Raw genomic sequence first — 15,341 nt, 5'->3', positions numbered from 1 at the left:
CGTTTTTCTCCTCGAGACGAAAAGACGTTCGTATGAACCAGGTTAGTCTGCGGATCCAGGAAGATCAATCGTTGGCATCGGCCAAAAAAGAAACAAGGTGTTTACGGGATGCTTTTGCCGCTGCGAGAGACCCTTCAGGGGGTAGCAGGCAAGAGGCGGCAGCGCTACACTGGTGGAACTTTCTTGCTGATCGGACGATTCATGCATATTGTCGATGTCACGATGTTCTACGCGGAAGCGAGCGGGGGTGTACGGACGTATCTGGAAGCGAAGCGACGTGTTCTTTCTTCGATCGAGGGGGTGCGGCATACCCTGGTGGTGCCGGGAGCAGAAGATTGCTCCGTCCCGGGCTGGGAGATGATCTCGGCCTGGCCCATCCCTTTTTCTACCGGTTATCGTTTTCCCTTGCGCCCGGGGCCGTGGGAAGATCGCCTCGTTGCCTTGGCGCCCGACGTGATCGAGGCGGGGGATCCGTATGTTCCGGCCTGGGCGGCCCTGGCCGCGGGGGAGCGGCTGGGCGTGCCGGTGATCGGTTTCTACCATTCGGATCTGCCTCGCCTCGTCGAGCGACGATTCGGGCGAACGTGGGGGCAGGCGGCTGCTGCTTATGTGCGTCATCTCTACCGGCGCTTTGACCGGGTGCTCACGCCCAGTCGTACCATGGCGGAGCATCTGGCGGCACTCGGCGTGGAGGGGGCGATCGCCCAGCCTTTGGGGGTGGATACGGCAGCGTTCTCGCCAGCGCGGCGCGACCCCCGCTTGCGCGCCGAGCTGGGCATTCCCCAATCGCGCTACCTCATGGTCTTCGCCGGCCGCGGTTCACGCGAGAAGAATCTCGACGTCCTGCTCGCGGCGGCGCGGCTCTTGGGCGAGGAGTTTCATCTGCTGCTCGTGGGCAGCGCCATGCCGCGGCGGGTGCCGGAGAACGTGACGGTGGTCGATCGCTTTGTCGGTCGTGAAGACGTCGCCCGCATCCTGGCCAGCGCCGATGTGCTCGTCCATGCCGGCAATCAGGAGACTTTCGGCTTGGTGGTGCTCGAGGCGATGGCAAGCGGCATCCCCGTGGTCGGAGTAGCCGGCGGGGCCGTGTCCGAGCTGGTGCCGCCCGAGGCCGGCCGCATCGCCCCGCGGCTGGATGCGGCGGTGTTTGCGCAGACGGTGCGCGAGTTCGTGCGCGACGTCGATCTCGCAGAGGCCGGGCGGCAAGCGCGCGCCTGGGTGGAGCGCCGTTACGCTTGGCCGGCGGTGTTGCCGAGTCTGCTGGAGCACTATCGTGCCTTGTGCGGCGTACCTTCGCTGCTGCCGGTGCCGGTGGCTGCGGAAGTGATCGATGCCTGGCAGGGGGGACGATGAAGGCCCGCTTCTCGGTCGTGCTGCACGACGTGGCACCGGCCACGTGGCCGCTGTATGCGGACTTCGCGGCCCACGCGGCATCCTGGGGTGTGCCGCTCACGCTGCTCCTCGTACCCGACTACCACGGACAAGGGACGTTCGACCGGGAGCCGCGCTTTTGTGCCGCGATCGAGCGGGAGCTGGCCCGCGGCGGCGAGGCGGTGCTGCACGGGTACTTCCATGCCGACGAACTTCCCTGTCATGGACCGATCGACTTCGTGCGCCGGCGCATCTTTACCCACGAGGGGGAATTCGCGGCGATCTCCGAGCAAGAGGCCCAGATGCGGCTCGAACGGGGCCTCGCGCTCTTCGCGTGCCTGGGTTGGCCGGTGGAGGGTTTCGTCGCGCCGGGTTGGCTTTTGGGAGAAGGCGCCTGGCGTGCGCTCGCGCGTACTCCCTTGCGCTATACCAGCTCGCCGCGGCGGGTGTATGTCCGTGCGGGTGCGGGGTGGCGCTCGATCGAGGCGCCCAGCCTCGTGTGGAGCGCCCGCAGCGGCTGGCGTCGCCTCGTTTCGCAGGTGGTCAATGAGCGCTGGTTGAGACGCAGCGCGAACCGCCCTTGGCTGCGACTGGGATTGCACCCGGTGGACATGCGCCACGAGCGCTCACGCCGTTTCTGGGAGCGGACGACGCGCGCGCTACTGGCCGAACGCATGCCGAGCACCAAGGTCGATGCATTGCGGCATCTGGCCGCGTTACAGCAAGGCAGCGACGGCGGCGTACTCGTCGCGCAGCAAGCGCAGGCAGCGGGCGACGCCGTGCGCGCCCTCTAGGGCAAGCGCTGCCACGTAGGGGCGGCCGACGAGCACGGCCGACGCGCCCAGTGCCAAGGCTTTGGCGACGTCGCTGCCGCGGCGCACGCCGCCATCGAAGAGGATCGTCATCCGTTTGCCCACGGCCTGTGCGAGCGGGGCAAGCCGTGCAAGGCTCGCGGGGGCGGCGTCGAAGGTGCGCCCGCCGTGATTGGAGACGACGAGACCGTCGTAGCCCAGCCGCGCCAGCGCTTGGGCGTCCGCTTCGTGCACCACGCCTTTGGCAAGGAGCGGCTGCCGTACGCGATCGCGTAGCCAGGCGAGATCATCGCGTGTCGGCGCGAGCGCAAGGAGGGCCGCCAGTTCGTGCGTGCGCTGCGTCGGTACCTGGGGGTCGAGGTTGGCCGGTACCGCCTGAGGCGGCAAGCGAAAACCGCTGCGCCACAGACGCCAGCGCAAGCCTCCGATGGGCGCATCCAGAGTGATCATCCAGGCTTCGGGGCGCAGCTGCGCGGCACGATCGATGAGCCGCGCGGTGGCGGCGCGATCGCCCTGCCAGTAGATCTGGAACCACAGCGGTTCTTCTTCGGCGAGCTGGCGCAGTTGCGGCCAGGGGGTGCTCGCCAGGCTGGAGACGATGGGCGTGACGCCCTGCGCCAACGCCGCGAGGACGCTCGCCGCCTCACCGTCGGGATGGAAGAGCCGCTGGTGTGCGATCGGCGCGAGCAGCAGCGGCGAAGCGTGGCGCCGGCCGAACAGGGTCGGCCCATTAGGCGGGGCGGGAGGCGTTTCGCGCACGAAACGGGGGATGAGGGTGGTGGCGTCCAGCGCCTCGCGGTTGCGCCGCGCCGCCAGTTCCGCTTCGGCCCCGCCGAGAGGTACGCGGCGACGTCCGGCGCCAGCTGCCGTTGCGCGAGCTCGAGGTAGTCTTCGGCGCACACGGGCGCGAGCGCATCGTCGGACACGGCTAGACGCTCCAGCGCCGCAGCAGGTTGTGATAGAGGGTGGAGAATCGGGCGGCGAGTGCCCCTTCGCCGTGTTCGCTGCGCAGCGTGAGGGTGGCCATGTCGAGTTCGAACAGCATGCGCCGCTCGACCGGATCGGGCACCAGGCTCTGGAACCACATGAAAGAGGCGAGCCGCTCTCCCCGGGTGACCGGCGTGACCTCGTGCAGCGAACTCGCAGGGTAGATGACGATGGAGCCGGCCTTTTCCTTGACGCGCTGCGTGCCGAAGAGGTCGTGGATGACGAGCTCGCCCCCGTCGTATTCCTCCGGTGCGCTGAAAAAGAGTGTGGCCGAGACGTCGGTGCGCAGTTTTCGTTCGCCGACGAGGCGGATGGCGGCATCGACGTGGGGCCCGTAGCGTTCGCCTTCGCCGACGGCGCGATAGCGGTTGAACTGCGGCGGGAAGATGTCGCGCGGCAGGACGGCCGAAAAAACGAGCGGCTCGCGCTCGAGCGCCTGCAGCACCAGCTGGCGCAAGGGGGCGAGGGTGGGGCAGTCTTCGGCAATCTGCAGGTTGTTCTTGACTTCGCGGGCGAGCGGCCCGGCGGTGCTGCGGCCATCGACCCAGCGCGCCTGCGCGAGCAGTGCCCGGGCATGGTCGACTTCCGCAGCGGAGAGGACTTCGTCGATCGTCAGGAGCATGGCATCTTCCGTGAGAGGCGGGGCTTCGCGCCCCGCCGAAAATTCAGAACTTGAACTCGGCCGTGAGGATCACCGCCCGGTCGGTGCCGGGGACGACGAAGCCCCCGTTGTCGTAGAGGGCATCATAATAGACCTTGTCGAAGAGGTTGCGCACGTTCATGCGTATCGTGTAAGAGGGCTGTTCGTAGGCGAGCATCGCGTCCCAGCGGGTGTAGGAGGGAGCGACATTGGGCGAGAACTTGCCGTTCACGAAGGGTCCGTTGGCGGCCATGGGGTTGTAGCCATAGCGCTCGCCCTTGGTCTCGGCGCCTAGACCGGCTTTCCAATGAGGCATGAAGCGGTAGGTGGTCCACAGGTTGAAGGTGTAGTCGGGCGTATTGCGCGGCTGCTGCCCCTTGAATCGCGGATCGGCGCCGGGGGCGACTTTGAGGATCTCGGCGTCCATCAGGGATAGGCCGGCGAAAACTTCCCAGCGCTCGGTGATGCGGCCGGCGGCTTCGAGCTCCAACCCATCGGTGCGGCGCTTGCGGCTGAGGATGGCGCCAGTGGTCTCGAGATCGGTGTTGCGTTCCCAGTCTTTGGTGGCACGATAGAGGGCGGCGCGCAGAGAGAGATCGCCTTCGAAGAGCATCCATTTGGCACCGAGCTCGACCACGTCGCTGCGCTCGGCCGGATACTCGCCGCCGGAGAGCTGGTAGAGGTCGGCGGTGGGGCTGAAACTGTCGGACCACGAGAGGTAGTAGTGTTGGTTGGCGGTGGGCATCCACGACAGGCCGGCGCGGTAGCTGTTCTCGCCGTAGTCGAGACGGGGAGAATTGACGTTGCTATAGTCGGCGGAGAGCTCGTCGCGACGTGCGCCCAAGGTGAGTTTCCAACCGGGCAGGAATTCGATCGTGTCTTGGGCAAGGAGCGCGTAGCTATCGCCCGTGAAATCGGTGGCGCTCGCCCTGGGATCTTCGATACCGGGACGATAGAAAGCGGGTGCCCCCTGGGGAGCGAGATTGCGCAGCGCGCGGCGGTGACTGTCTTCGTTGAGGTATTCGAATCCCAGGAGCAGTTCATGGCGCATGCCGGCGAGCGTGAGGGCGTGCGTGAGATCGGATTGCAGCGCCACGGTTTGATAGTCGGTGTTGCGTGTTTTCGAGCTGCCACTCGAACCGTCGGCAGCGGGTGCGCTAGTGCGTGAAGGGGCGAGCGCCCAATAACTGCGGTCGTAATCGGCGAAACGAAGGCTCGTGCGCCACTCGGTGCCCGGTTGGAAACGGTGGGTGTAGGTGGCGGTGGCGATGTGTGTGTCCGAGTCGTCGAAGGTATCGTCGGTGCCCCAGAAGGCGGAGGATCCAAAGCGTTTGAGCGGCCGCTTGGTCGTGGCATCGAAGGGCACGCCGTAGTCGGGATTGTCGCGAGTCTGTAGATAGTAGTAGCTGAGCTGCACTTCGTCGCGCGTGCCCATGCCGTGGACGAAACTCAGGGCCGCACCCTGGCGGTCGACCTCGGGTTCGGCGCCGTTGGCCGGGTTCTTGCGCCAGCTGCCTTCCACGCGTTTCATGAGATTGACGCGCAGCGCCGAGTTCTCACCCAGGGTTTTGTTGAGATCGGCCGTGCCCTCGCGATAGTCCTCGGTACCGACCGAGCCGGTGAGCTTGTACTTGTCGACGGGCAACGGCGTCTTGCTCACCTGGTTGATGACGCCACCCGCCTGGCCGCGGCCGTAGAGCATGGCGGCGGCGCCGCGCAGCACTTCCACGCTCTCGAGATTGAAGGTCTCGCGGTTGTATTGCGCCGTGTCGCGCATGCCGTCGAGGTACATGTCGCCGAAGGTATAGAAACCACGCAGCATCATGTTGTCGCCGGAGCGCCCACCCTCGGCGGCGTTGAAGGTGAGTCCCGAGACGTTGCGCAGCGCCTCGCGCAAGGAACCCACTTGCTGGTCTTCGAGCAGGTCGCGGGTGAGGATGGTGATCGCCTGGGGAATCTCCTGCGGGTCTTGCAGCGTCTTGCCCACGCGGGTGGTGCGCTTGAGGTATCCCTCTTCGGCTACGGGGGCTTGGTCGGTCACGGTCACGGTGGGCAGGACTTGGGCGTCGGCAGTGCCGGTTTCGGCGCTTTGAGCCAGCGCCGGTTGCGCGGCACCCAGTCCGATGAGCACCGCCGCGCCCAGCGGCAGGACCTTGGGACGAAGAAGCGCGGCATTTTCCGCTTGCGGCTGGGGCTCGTGCGGAGGGACGGTCGACATCGAAAACACTCCTTGGGGTTGGGGAAAAGCGTCGTCGTTTTTCAGGGCAAGGGCTCACCCGGCAGGGTCACGAAGGCGATCTTCGCCAGGCCGTGGCGCGAGGCGGCGGCCATCAAACGGGCGATCGCCTCATAGGGGGTGGCACGATCGGCTTGCAGCTCCAGCGTGGTCTGGGGCGTGAGTTCGGCGAGGCGCGGCTCCAGCGCCGTCCAGTCGATCGCCTCGTCGTTCCAGTGCAGGGTCTGCCCGTCGGCGGCGAGCCGCAGGCGTAGGCGCTCTTCGTCGCGTTGGGTGTCGGGGACGCTGCTCGCCTGAGGCAGGTCGACTTTCACCGCGTGGGTCATCAAGGGGGCGGTGACGATGAAGATGATGAGCAGCACCAGCATCACGTCGATGAAGGGCACCATGTTGATCTCGTTGATCGGTTCGGTGTCACCGGTGCTGTCGAGTCGAGCGAAGGCCATGAGAGATCTCCGTCAGGAGGCAGTCTTGCGGGCAGGGCGAGGGGCGTCGACACCGAGCGCGACGACGGCGGGTTCGGACCGGGTCGTCGGACGTTTGATGCCGGTGACGAGGAAGGTGTAGACGTCATAGGCGAAGGACTCCAGCTCCTGGGTGCGGCGGCGCTGGATGCGGCTGAAGGCGTTGTACGCGATCGCGGCCGGAATCGCGGTGGCCAGACCGAATCCGGTCATCACCAGGGCTTCACCGATGGGGCCGGCCACTTTGTCGAGCGAGGCGCTGCCGCTGGCGGCGATCGCCTGCAGTGCGTGATAAATGCCCCAGACGGTGCCAAAGAGCCCGATGAAGGGGGCACTGGAGGCGGTGGTACCGAGGAGCGTCATGCCGGCCTCGTCGCGGGCGCGGGCTTCGTCGATGGCACGGCGCAAGGCCCGGGTGAGGAGTTCCTGCGGCTCGCCTCGTTCTCCGAGTGCTCCGGGACGTGCCGCGGCGTTTTCTCCTGCCCGGTCGATGCGCTCCAGAACTTCGAGGCCGTGATGGACGAGGTGCGAGGCGGGATCGATCGCGCCGTGTTCCCGGAGGTCGCGCGCGATCTCGGCCAGATCGCCCGCGTTCCAGAATCGGCGCAGAAACTGGGCGGCTCGCCGCGACAGACGCAGGTGCAGTGCCGTTTTGGCGAGGATCACGGCCCAGCTCGATACGGAGAGCAGCGCGAGCAGCAGGAAGATGAAGCGGCTCACGCCGTCGCCTTGGGCGAAGAAATGCAGTAAGGATTCGTTCATGGGTAAGGCTCCGCAAAGATCAGGAAGAGGAAAGGGAAAAAGCGATGGGCACGAGTACCGTGGCCTCGACCGGCGTGTCGCCGCGGCGTGCGGGAACGAATTTCCAGCGCTCGACGGCGTCGCGCGCGGCCCGGTCGAGCCGGGGGTAGCCCGAGGAGCGCTCCAGCTCGACGTGGCGAGGCAGCCCGTCAGCCCCGACCAGTACGCGCAGGATCACCTTCCCTTGTTCGCCGAGTTGGCGTGAGACGGGGGGATAGGCGGGTCGAGGGTTGGCGAGGTAGGCGGCATCGAAGCGCGGTTCGACGAAAGGCGCGGCTTCGGCGCTCGGGGTGCTGCCGTGGGCAGTGGCGGAAGCGTCCGCTGCCGGCGCGGAGTCTGCCGTCGCCTCGTTTGCCGGGGTGGACGGGACCGGGGCGGCGTTTGCCATTTGCGGTGGCGGTGGCGCTGGGGTGGGCCGAGCCGTCGCACGGGATTTGGGTTGCGGGTGGGCAGGCGCTTTTGCTTTGGGAGGGGTCGGAGGGGGTTCGGCTGCAGACGCCGGCGCCGCTGCGGGAGCGGGTTCGGGCGACGGAGCGACCCAGGCGAGCGTCATGATCGGGGCCGCGGCAGGCGCCTGCACTTCGGGCAGGGCGCGTGCGCTAGCGTAGAGGATCGCCCCGTGCAGCGCGAGGGCGGCGACAATCGACCAGGGCGAGATGACGCGATGAGTGTCTGGAGTCATGATCCGGTGTGCGAAACGTTTCTTTGCAAATGATATAGTAAACGATAATCAGTATCAAGTGCAAAAAAATATTTCGCACGTCACGCGGGATCCGGTAATCCGTCGTTACATTCACGTTACGTTCGTGACAAACCCTTGCAAAACTTCGTCGGCACAATGCAGCCGTCGAGTGGAGGGAGACGGCCCCGCCGAAAAAAGAGAACGACGGCGGGGCTCTACACACTCATCGTATTGGAGGAGGATTGGCATGGCCGAGGGCGCGAAACCGCATGCCCCTGCGATCATCCCGGGACTGGAGACTTTCCCGCGCATGCTGCGGCATCATGCCCGCGTGCGCGCCGACCGGCCGGCGATCCGCGAGAAGGAATACGGCATCTGGCAGACCTACACCTGGGGGGAGTGCTATGCCCAGGTGCGCGCGCTCGCCTGTGGGCTGGCCGAGGCGGGTTTCCGGCGCGGCGACCGTTTGGCCATCGTCGGTGACAACCGGCCCCGCCTCTACCTGGCGGTGGCCGCGGCGCAATGCCTGGGTGGCATCCCGGTGCTGCTCTACCAGGATGCGATCGCCGAGGAGATGGCCTACGTGCTGCAGGACGCCGAGGTCAAGATGGCGGTGGTGGAGGATCAGGAGCAGGTCGACAAGCTCCTCGAGATCCTCGATCGCCTGCCCTCGCTCGAGCGCATCTTCTATGACGATCCGCGCGGGATGCGCCACTACACCTTGCCGGTGCTGCAAGGGTTGGACGAGCTCCTGGAGGCTGGGCGCATCCACGATCGCAACCAGCCCGATTTCGTCGATGAGGAGATCGAGAAGGGGGAGAGTGACGACGTCTCGGTCATGCTCTATACCTCGGGCACCACCGGCAAGCCCAAGGGGGTGTGCCAGACGCATCGGGCTTTTCTCTTCGCCGGCATGGGGGGGGTACAGTTCGACCGCCTCACCGACAAGGAGGAAGTGCTCTCCTATCTGCCGATGGCCTGGGTGGGGGACCATCTCTTCTCCTATGCCCAGGCCTTTGCCGCCGGTTTCACCATCAATTGCCCCGAGTCGAGCGAGACGGTGATGACCGATCTGCGCGAGATCGGGCCAACGTACTACTTCGCGCCGCCGCGCGTGTTCGAGAACCTGCGCACCCAGGTGTGGATCCGTATGGAGGATGCCGGCCGTTTGAAGCAGGCGATGTTTCGCCATTTCATGAAAGTGGCCGAGCGCTGTGGTATCCAGATCCTCGAGGGGCGTCCCGTGCCGCTGCTGCAGCGCCTGCACTATGCCTTGGGTGAGATCCTGGTCTATGGGCCGCTGCGCAACGTGCTGGGCCTGTCGCGTTTGCGGGTGGCCTATACGGCCGGGGCGGCGATCGGGCCGGATCTCTTCCGTTTCTACCGCTCGATCGGCATCAACCTCAAGCAGCTCTATGGTCAGACCGAGACCTGCGCCTACGTCTGCCTGCAGCCAGACGGGGAGGTCAAGCTCGATTCGGTGGGCAAACCCGCGCCGGGGGTGGAGGTGAAGATCGCCGACAACGGCGAGATCCGCGTACGCGGTCCGATGCTGCTCAAAGCCTATTACAAGCGGCCGCAGGACACGGCCGAGGCCTTCGACGAGGAAGGCTATTTCATGACGGGGGATGCGGGCTTCTTCGACGAGGACGGGCACCTCAAGATCATCGACCGGGCCAAGGACGTAGGGCGGCTCAAGGACGGCTCGATGTTCGCGCCCAATTTCATCGAGAACAAGCTCAAGTTCTTCCCTCTCATCAAGGAGGCGGTGGCTTTCGGGCACGACCGTCCTTACGTGACCGCCTTCATCAACATCGACCTGGAGGCGGTGGGCAACTGGGCCGAGCGCCGCGGGCTCGCTTATTCGGGCTATACCGATCTGGCGCAGCAGCCGGCCGTCTACGATTTGATCCAGCAGTGCGTGGAAGAAGTCAATGAAGACCTGAGCCACGATCCGCAGATGAGCGGCTCGCAGATCCGGCGTTTCCTCATCCTGCACAAGGAGCTCGATGCCGACGACGAGGAGCTCACCCGCACGCGCAAGGTGCGTCGGCGTTTCATTTCCGAGAAGTATGCCGTGCTCGTCGAGGCGCTCTATGCCGGCAAGGACAGCCAATACATCGAGACGGCGGTCAAGTACGAAGACGGGCGCACCGGCAAGATCGCCGCCGATGTACGCATCCGCGACGCGAAGGTCTTCCCGTCCTCACCGCGCGTGCACGCTTGAAGGAGGAGGAAATGGCGCGAGTCATCGGCGACGTGATCCTCGATCTGCAGAACATCTCGTTGTCGTTCGGCGGGGTCAAGGCGCTCACCAACATCAGTTTCGACGTGCGCGAAGGCGAGATCCGCGCGATCATCGGACCCAACGGGGCGGGCAAGAGCTCGATGCTCAACGTCATCAATGGCGTCTATCACCCGCAGCAGGGGCGCATCGTCTTCCGTGGCCAGGAGCGGCGACGGATGAATCCCCACGAGGCGGCGGCGCAGGGCATCGCCCGCACGTTCCAGAACATTGCCCTTTTCAAAGGCATGACGGTGCTCGACAACATCATGACCGGGCGCAACCTCCTGATGCGGCGCAACTTCCTGTGGAATGCGCTCTACTGGGGGCCGAGTCGACGTGAGGAGATCGCGCACCGGCGCCGTGTCGAGGAGATCATCGATTTCCTCGAGATCCAGAACATCCGCAAGACGCCGGTGGGGCGTCTGCCCTATGGACTACAAAAACGGGTGGAACTCGCCCGGGCGCTGGCGGCCGAACCCTCGCTGCTCTTGCTCGACGAACCCATGGCCGGGATGAACGTGGAGGAGAAACAGGACATGTGCCGCTTCATCCTCGACGTGAACGAGCAGTTGGGGACCACCATCGTGCTCATCGAGCACGACATGGGGGTGGTGATGGACATCTCCGACCGGGTGGTCGTGCTCGATTACGGTCGCAAGATCGGCGACGGGCCGCCCGAGGAGGTGCGCAACGACCCGGTCGTGATCGAAGCTTATCTCGGCGGCGCTGCCCACTGAGGGAGAAGGGACGATGCAATTCTTTCTGGAAGTGCTCATCGGTGGGCTGCTCGCGGGGATGCTCTATGCCTTGGTGGCGCTCGGTTTCGTGCTCATCTTCAAGGCCTCGGGGGTGTTCAACTTTGCCCAGGGGGCGATGGTCTTTTTTGCGGCGCTCACTTTCGTCGGCCTGACCGAGCGTTTGCCTCAGTGGTTTGGGTTCTCGCCCGAGTGGGCGGGGCTTTTCTGGATCGCGCTGCTGCTCACCGCCGCGATCATGGTGCTGCTCGCCTGGCTGGTGGAGCGTTTCATGCTGCGCAAGCTGGTCAATCAGCCGGCGATCACGCTCTTTATGGCCACCATTGGGCTCACCTATCTCATCGAAGGGGTGGCTCAGGGCATGTGGGGGGCGATGGTGCGTGGTCTCGATCTGGGAATCTCGGACGAACCGGTGATGTGGCTACTCGAGCGCCACAATTTGATGATTTCCAAGTTCGACGTCGTGGCGGCGGCGGTAGCCGGCGTCCTGGTGGCCGTGCTTGCGTTCTTTTTCCAATATACCAAAGTAGGGCGGGCGCTGCGGGCGGTGGCCGACGATCACCAGGCGGCGCTGTCGGTGGGCATCCCGCTGCAGCGCATCTGGGTGATCGTGTGGGCGGTGGCCGGGTTCGTGGCCATCGTCGCCGGTCTGGTGTGGGGGTCGCGCAACGGTGTGCAGTTCGCCCTCACCTTCACGGCCCTCAAGGCATTGCCGGTACTCATCCTCGGCGGGCTCACCTCGGTGCCCGGCGCCATCGTCGGTGGGCTCATCATCGGGGCGAGTGAAAAACTGGCCGAAGTGTATCTCGGGCCTTACGTGGGCGGCGGGATCGACTCGTGGTTCCCCTACGTGCTCGCACTCGTCTTCCTGCTGATCCGGCCCGAGGGGCTCTTCGGCGAAAAACACATCGACCGCGTCTGACGGGTTCGGGAGGGATTGGGGATGATTTATCGCGAGGCAGGGCAATTCAAAGCGAGTTACGAGGAAGATCAGCAGATTTTTCCGATCAAGCAAGACCGGATCGTGATGGCGACGCTCGTCGTGGCCGCTTTCTTCGTCGTACCTTTCGTGGCCAGCGAATATTGGCTGCAGGCGGTGCTCACGCCGGTGCTGGTGTTCGCGCTCGCAGCCCTGGGGCTCAACATCCTCACCGGTTACGCGGGGCAGCTGTCGCTGGGTACCGGCGCGTTCATGGCGGTGGGGGCGTATGCCACCTACAATTTTCTCCTGCGTCTCGACGGCCTGCCTTTTCTCGTCGGGCTCGCCCTCGGCGGGCTGAGCGCGGCGGCCGTGGGTATCGTCTTCGGGCTACCCTCGCTGCGCATCAAGGGGTTCTATCTCGCCATGGCCACGCTCGCGGCCCAGTTTTTCATCATCTGGGTCCTGACCAAGTTTCCCTGGTTTTCGAACTACTCTTCTTCCGGCATCATTTCGGCGCAGCGCATCGAAATCCTGGGATTTGCCTTCGACACCCCGGTGAGCAAGTATCTGCTCACGCTCGCCATCGTTTCGCTCCTCGCGCTGGCGGCGAAGAACCTCGCGCGCACCAACACCGGCCGCTCGTGGATGGCGGTGCGCGACATGGACGTGGCGGCCGAAGTGATCGGCATTCCGCTCATGAAGACCAAGCTGCTGGCTTTTGCCGTCTCGTCCTTCTACTGCGGCATCGCTGGCGGGCTGTACGCCTATACCTATCTGGGGACGGTCGAACCCGATGGCTTCGGGCTCGACCTCTCCTTCAAAATTCTCTTCATGATCATCATCGGCGGCATGGGCTCGGTGCTGGGCGCCTTTCTCGGGGCGGCCTTCATCCTGCTGCTGCCGGTGGGGATCAACGTGCTGATGCATACTTCGGTCGGGGCGCTCGTTCCGACCACGCTCGCCTCGAACCTGGAGTTGATCGTGTTCGGCGTGCTCATCATCTTCTTCCTGATCGTCGAGCCACACGGCCTCACCCGCTTGTGGCAGATCGGCAAGGAGAAACTGCGCCTGTGGCCTTTCCCGCACTGAGCGGGAAGAACGCACGGCACGGGGATTTTCCACACGAAAGGAGGCATGGCGATGAAACTGAAAAAAATCTGGTTGGCGGCGGTGGCGGCGAGCACCGTCTGGGGCGCGGCTGCCGTGGGGTCGGCCCAGGCGGCGGAACAGTACCTCGGCTTGCCGAGCTACCGGGTCGGGCCGTATGCGGCCGGTGGTACGGGGGTCTTCGGCGGTTGGATCGACTACATGAAGCTCATCAACGAGCGCGACGGGGGCGTGAACGGCGTCAAGCTCGTGTGGCAAGAGTGCGAGACGGAATACAACAACGCGCGCGGCGTGGAGTGCTACGAACGGCTCAAACAGCGGGGAGGCCAGCGCAATGTGCTCTTCGCGCCGGTCTCTACCGGCATCACTTTCGGGGTGTTCGAGCGCGTACCTCAGGACAAAATCCCGCTGCTCTCGATCGGGATCGGCCGCTCGGATACTGCCGACGGGAGCGTATTCCCTTGGGTCTTTCCCATGATAGCCACCTATTGGTCGCAAGCCTCGGCCATCGTCGGCTATCTCGGGCAGCGTGAGGGCGGCATGGACAAGCTCAAGGGCAAAAAGATCGCCGTGCTCTACCTCGACTTCGCTCCGGGCAAGGAGCCTTTCCCCGTGCTCGACCGCTTGGCGCAGAAGTGGGGCTTTACCACCGAGAAGATCGCCGTGGCCATGCCCGGCAACGAGCAGCAGGCGCAGTGGCTGCAGATCCGGCAGATGCGGCCCGACTACGTGATTCTCCTCACTTATGGCGTCTCCAACCCGACGGCCCTGAAGACCGCGGCGCGTACGGGCTTCCCGGCCGACCGTATCGTGGGCTGGTGGTGGGCCGGAGCCGAGGAGGACGTCGTACCGGCGGGCGATGCGGCCAAGGGGTTCGTGGCCGGAGCGTTCAACCCGGCGGGTACCGATTTCCCTGTGATCCAGGACATCCAGAAGCATGTCTATGCCAAGGGTCAGGGTGACATGCAAGATCCCAAGCGCGTCGGCAGTACCTATTACAACCGTGGCGTGGGGCACGGGATCATCTACGTGGAAGCGCTGCGCCTCGCCCAGGAGAAATTCGGCAAGGGGCAACCGGTTGACGGTGAGCAGATGCGCTGGGCGCTGGAAAATCTCCGGCTGGACGAGAAGCGGTTGGAGGCGATCGGCGCCAAAGGGTTGATGCCCGAGCTGGCGCTGTCGTGCGCCGACCACGAGGGGTCCGGCCGGGTACGCTTCCAGCAGTGGGACGGCGAGAAATGGGTGTCCGTCTCCGACTGGATCGAACCGGATCGCGAGGTGGTGCGCGCGCTGGTGGAAGAGTCGGCGGCGGCCTACGCCAAGGAAAAAGGTATCACGCCGCGTGATTGCAGCAAGGAGCAGTGAGCGACGGCGGCGGTCCTTCGCGGGCCGCCGCCCGCCCTGTACGGCTAGTCCCAAACCGGAGTCAATGTGCGATGAACGCTGAAGCGGGCCGCGCCGCCGTTGGCGAACCCTACCTCGTCGTCAACAACGTCGAGGTGATCTACGACCACGTGATCCTGGTGCTCAAGGGCGTCTCGCTCGAAGTGCCGCGTGGCGGCGTCGTCGCGCTGCTCGGCGCCAATGGCGCGGGCAAGTCGACCACGCTCAAGGCCATCTCCAATCTGCTGCGTGCCGAGCGCGGCGAGGTGACCAAGGGTTCGGTCAGTTTCAAGGGAGAGCGCGTCGATGCCCTCTCGCCCAACGAGCTGGTGCGCCGCGGGGTCATCCAGGTGATGGAAGGGCGGCATTGTTTCGAGCACCTCACCATCGAGGAGAATCTCCTCACGGGGGCCTATACGCGCAAGCTTTCGCGCGCGCAGCTCGCCCAGGCGCTCGAGCGCGTCTATCACTATTTTCCCCGGCTCAAGGAGCGGCGCAAGTCGCAGGCGGGTTACACTTCAGGCGGCGAGCAGCAGATGTGTGCCATCGGCCGGGCTCTGATGGCCGCACCCGAGATGATCCTGCTCGACGAACCCTCCATGGGGTTGGCGCCCCAGGTGGTCGAAGAGATCTTCGAGATCGTGCACGAGCTCAACGCTAAGGAAAACGTGAGCTTCCTGCTCGCCGAACAGAACACCATGGTGGCGCTGCGCTACGCCAACTTCGGCTACATTCTGGAAAACGGCCGGGTGGTGATGGAGGGCGAAGCCCGGGAACTGCGTGAGAACGAGGACGTGAAGGAGTTCTACCTCGGCCTCTCGTCACAGGGACGCAAGAGTTTCCGCGAGGTGAAACATTATCGTCGACGCAAGCGCTGGCTGTCCTGACGGAGAG

Annotated in this window: 14 protein-coding genes; 8 read left to right on the top strand and 6 right to left on the bottom strand. The window is 65.1% G+C overall.

Annotated features, from left to right (window positions below; genetic code table 11):
• Positions 1–201 precede the first annotated feature (201 nt).
• The gene (locus tag GV368_RS07965) at positions 202–1,353 is read left to right on the top strand and encodes a glycosyltransferase family 4 protein (RefSeq protein WP_169116136.1); all 1,152 of its coding nucleotides are present in this window, start codon (positions 202–204) and stop codon (positions 1,351–1,353) included.
• Positions 1,350–2,165: a DUF2334 domain-containing protein gene (locus GV368_RS07960; protein WP_169116135.1), complete on the top strand. Its 816-nt coding sequence runs from the start codon at positions 1,350–1,352 to the stop codon at positions 2,163–2,165. The genes GV368_RS07965 and GV368_RS07960 overlap by 4 nt, the downstream gene beginning before the upstream one ends.
• Here the strand turns inward: GV368_RS07960 and GV368_RS07955 are convergent.
• From GV368_RS07955 to GV368_RS11150, 6 genes are read right to left on the bottom strand one after another with little or no spacing between them, the layout of a single operon-like run.
• A complete protein-coding gene (locus GV368_RS07955) occupies positions 2,088–3,083 on the bottom strand; it encodes an alpha-hydroxy acid oxidase (protein WP_169116134.1) in 996 nt (331 codons plus the stop codon). The two genes, GV368_RS07960 and GV368_RS07955, sit on opposite strands and share 78 nt — an antisense overlap.
• 28 nt (positions 3,084–3,111) lie before the next feature.
• Entirely contained in the window at positions 3,112–3,792 is a 681-nt protein-coding gene (locus GV368_RS07950) for a Fe2+-dependent dioxygenase (protein WP_142809400.1), read from the bottom strand.
• A 43-nt stretch (positions 3,793–3,835) separates the two neighbouring features.
• Complete coding sequence (locus GV368_RS07945; RefSeq protein ID WP_169116133.1) at positions 3,836–6,028, bottom strand: TonB-dependent receptor; 2,193 nt, start codon at positions 6,026–6,028, stop codon at positions 3,836–3,838.
• Between the two features lie 41 nt (positions 6,029–6,069).
• Positions 6,070–6,492, bottom strand: coding sequence for an ExbD/TolR family protein (locus GV368_RS07940; RefSeq protein WP_169116132.1), 423 nt, complete (start codon positions 6,490–6,492; stop codon positions 6,070–6,072).
• Between the two features lie 12 nt (positions 6,493–6,504).
• On the bottom strand, positions 6,505–7,272 hold the full coding sequence (locus GV368_RS07935; protein ID WP_169116131.1) for a MotA/TolQ/ExbB proton channel family protein: 768 nt from the start codon (positions 7,270–7,272) through the stop codon (positions 6,505–6,507).
• 19 nt (positions 7,273–7,291) lie between these two features.
• On the bottom strand, positions 7,292–7,993 hold the full coding sequence (locus tag GV368_RS11150; protein WP_206673351.1) for an energy transducer TonB: 702 nt from the start codon (positions 7,991–7,993) through the stop codon (positions 7,292–7,294).
• Between the two features lie 247 nt (positions 7,994–8,240).
• Here GV368_RS11150 and GV368_RS07925 point away from each other — a divergent pair, with 247 nt between their 5' ends.
• The 6 genes from GV368_RS07925 to GV368_RS07900 all read left to right on the top strand — a co-directional run bounded on the left by GV368_RS07925 (position 8,241) and on the right by GV368_RS07900 (position 15,334).
• A complete protein-coding gene (locus tag GV368_RS07925; RefSeq protein WP_169116130.1) occupies positions 8,241–10,220 on the top strand; it encodes an AMP-dependent synthetase/ligase in 1,980 nt (659 codons plus the stop codon).
• An 11-nt stretch (positions 10,221–10,231) separates the two neighbouring features.
• Positions 10,232–11,017 (top strand): ABC transporter ATP-binding protein, encoded by a 786-nt coding sequence (locus GV368_RS07920; protein WP_169116129.1) that lies wholly within the window; start codon positions 10,232–10,234, stop codon positions 11,015–11,017.
• A gap of 13 nt (positions 11,018–11,030) precedes the next feature.
• Positions 11,031–11,957, top strand: a complete 927-nt coding sequence (locus tag GV368_RS07915; protein ID WP_169116128.1) for a branched-chain amino acid ABC transporter permease — start codon at positions 11,031–11,033, stop codon at positions 11,955–11,957.
• Between the two features lie 21 nt (positions 11,958–11,978).
• On the top strand, positions 11,979–13,046 hold the full coding sequence (locus GV368_RS07910; RefSeq protein ID WP_169116127.1) for a branched-chain amino acid ABC transporter permease: 1,068 nt from the start codon (positions 11,979–11,981) through the stop codon (positions 13,044–13,046).
• A 51-nt stretch (positions 13,047–13,097) separates the two neighbouring features.
• Positions 13,098–14,429 (top strand): ABC transporter substrate-binding protein, encoded by a 1,332-nt coding sequence (locus tag GV368_RS07905; RefSeq protein ID WP_142809395.1) that lies wholly within the window; start codon positions 13,098–13,100, stop codon positions 14,427–14,429.
• 71 nt (positions 14,430–14,500) lie between these two features.
• Positions 14,501–15,334 (top strand): ABC transporter ATP-binding protein, encoded by an 834-nt coding sequence (locus GV368_RS07900; RefSeq protein WP_142803882.1) that lies wholly within the window; start codon positions 14,501–14,503, stop codon positions 15,332–15,334.
• Positions 15,335–15,341: the final 7 nt, after the last annotated feature.

The sequence above is a fragment of the Tepidiphilus baoligensis genome, assembly GCF_012911495.1.
Classification (GTDB): Bacteria; Pseudomonadota; Gammaproteobacteria; order Burkholderiales; family Rhodocyclaceae; genus Tepidiphilus; species Tepidiphilus olei.
This window is presented reverse-complemented; position numbering and strand designations above follow the sequence as displayed.

What these genes read in the sequence shown, in the direction of transcription:
- GV368_RS07965 (WP_169116136.1), top strand. Translation starts at nt 202, where the DNA reads ATGCATATTGTCGATGTCACGATGTTCTACGCGGAAGCGAGCGGGGGT.
- GV368_RS07960 (WP_169116135.1), top strand. Translation starts at nt 1,350, where the DNA reads ATGAAGGCCCGCTTCTCGGTCGTGCTGCACGACGTGGCACCGGCCACG.
- GV368_RS07950 (WP_142809400.1), bottom strand. Translation starts at nt 3,792, where the DNA reads ATGCTCCTGACGATCGACGAAGTCCTCTCCGCTGCGGAAGTCGACCAT.
- GV368_RS07945 (WP_169116133.1), bottom strand. Translation starts at nt 6,028, where the DNA reads ATGTCGACCGTCCCTCCGCACGAGCCCCAGCCGCAAGCGGAAAATGCC.
- GV368_RS07940 (WP_169116132.1), bottom strand. Translation starts at nt 6,492, where the DNA reads ATGGCCTTCGCTCGACTCGACAGCACCGGTGACACCGAACCGATCAAC.
- GV368_RS07935 (WP_169116131.1), bottom strand. Translation starts at nt 7,272, where the DNA reads ATGAACGAATCCTTACTGCATTTCTTCGCCCAAGGCGACGGCGTGAGC.
- GV368_RS11150 (WP_206673351.1), bottom strand. Translation starts at nt 7,993, where the DNA reads ATGACTCCAGACACTCATCGCGTCATCTCGCCCTGGTCGATTGTCGCC.
- GV368_RS07925 (WP_169116130.1), top strand. Translation starts at nt 8,241, where the DNA reads ATGGCCGAGGGCGCGAAACCGCATGCCCCTGCGATCATCCCGGGACTG.
- GV368_RS07920 (WP_169116129.1), top strand. Translation starts at nt 10,232, where the DNA reads ATGGCGCGAGTCATCGGCGACGTGATCCTCGATCTGCAGAACATCTCG.
- GV368_RS07915 (WP_169116128.1), top strand. Translation starts at nt 11,031, where the DNA reads ATGCAATTCTTTCTGGAAGTGCTCATCGGTGGGCTGCTCGCGGGGATG.
- GV368_RS07910 (WP_169116127.1), top strand. Translation starts at nt 11,979, where the DNA reads ATGATTTATCGCGAGGCAGGGCAATTCAAAGCGAGTTACGAGGAAGAT.
- GV368_RS07905 (WP_142809395.1), top strand. Translation starts at nt 13,098, where the DNA reads ATGAAACTGAAAAAAATCTGGTTGGCGGCGGTGGCGGCGAGCACCGTC.
- GV368_RS07900 (WP_142803882.1), top strand. Translation starts at nt 14,501, where the DNA reads ATGAACGCTGAAGCGGGCCGCGCCGCCGTTGGCGAACCCTACCTCGTC.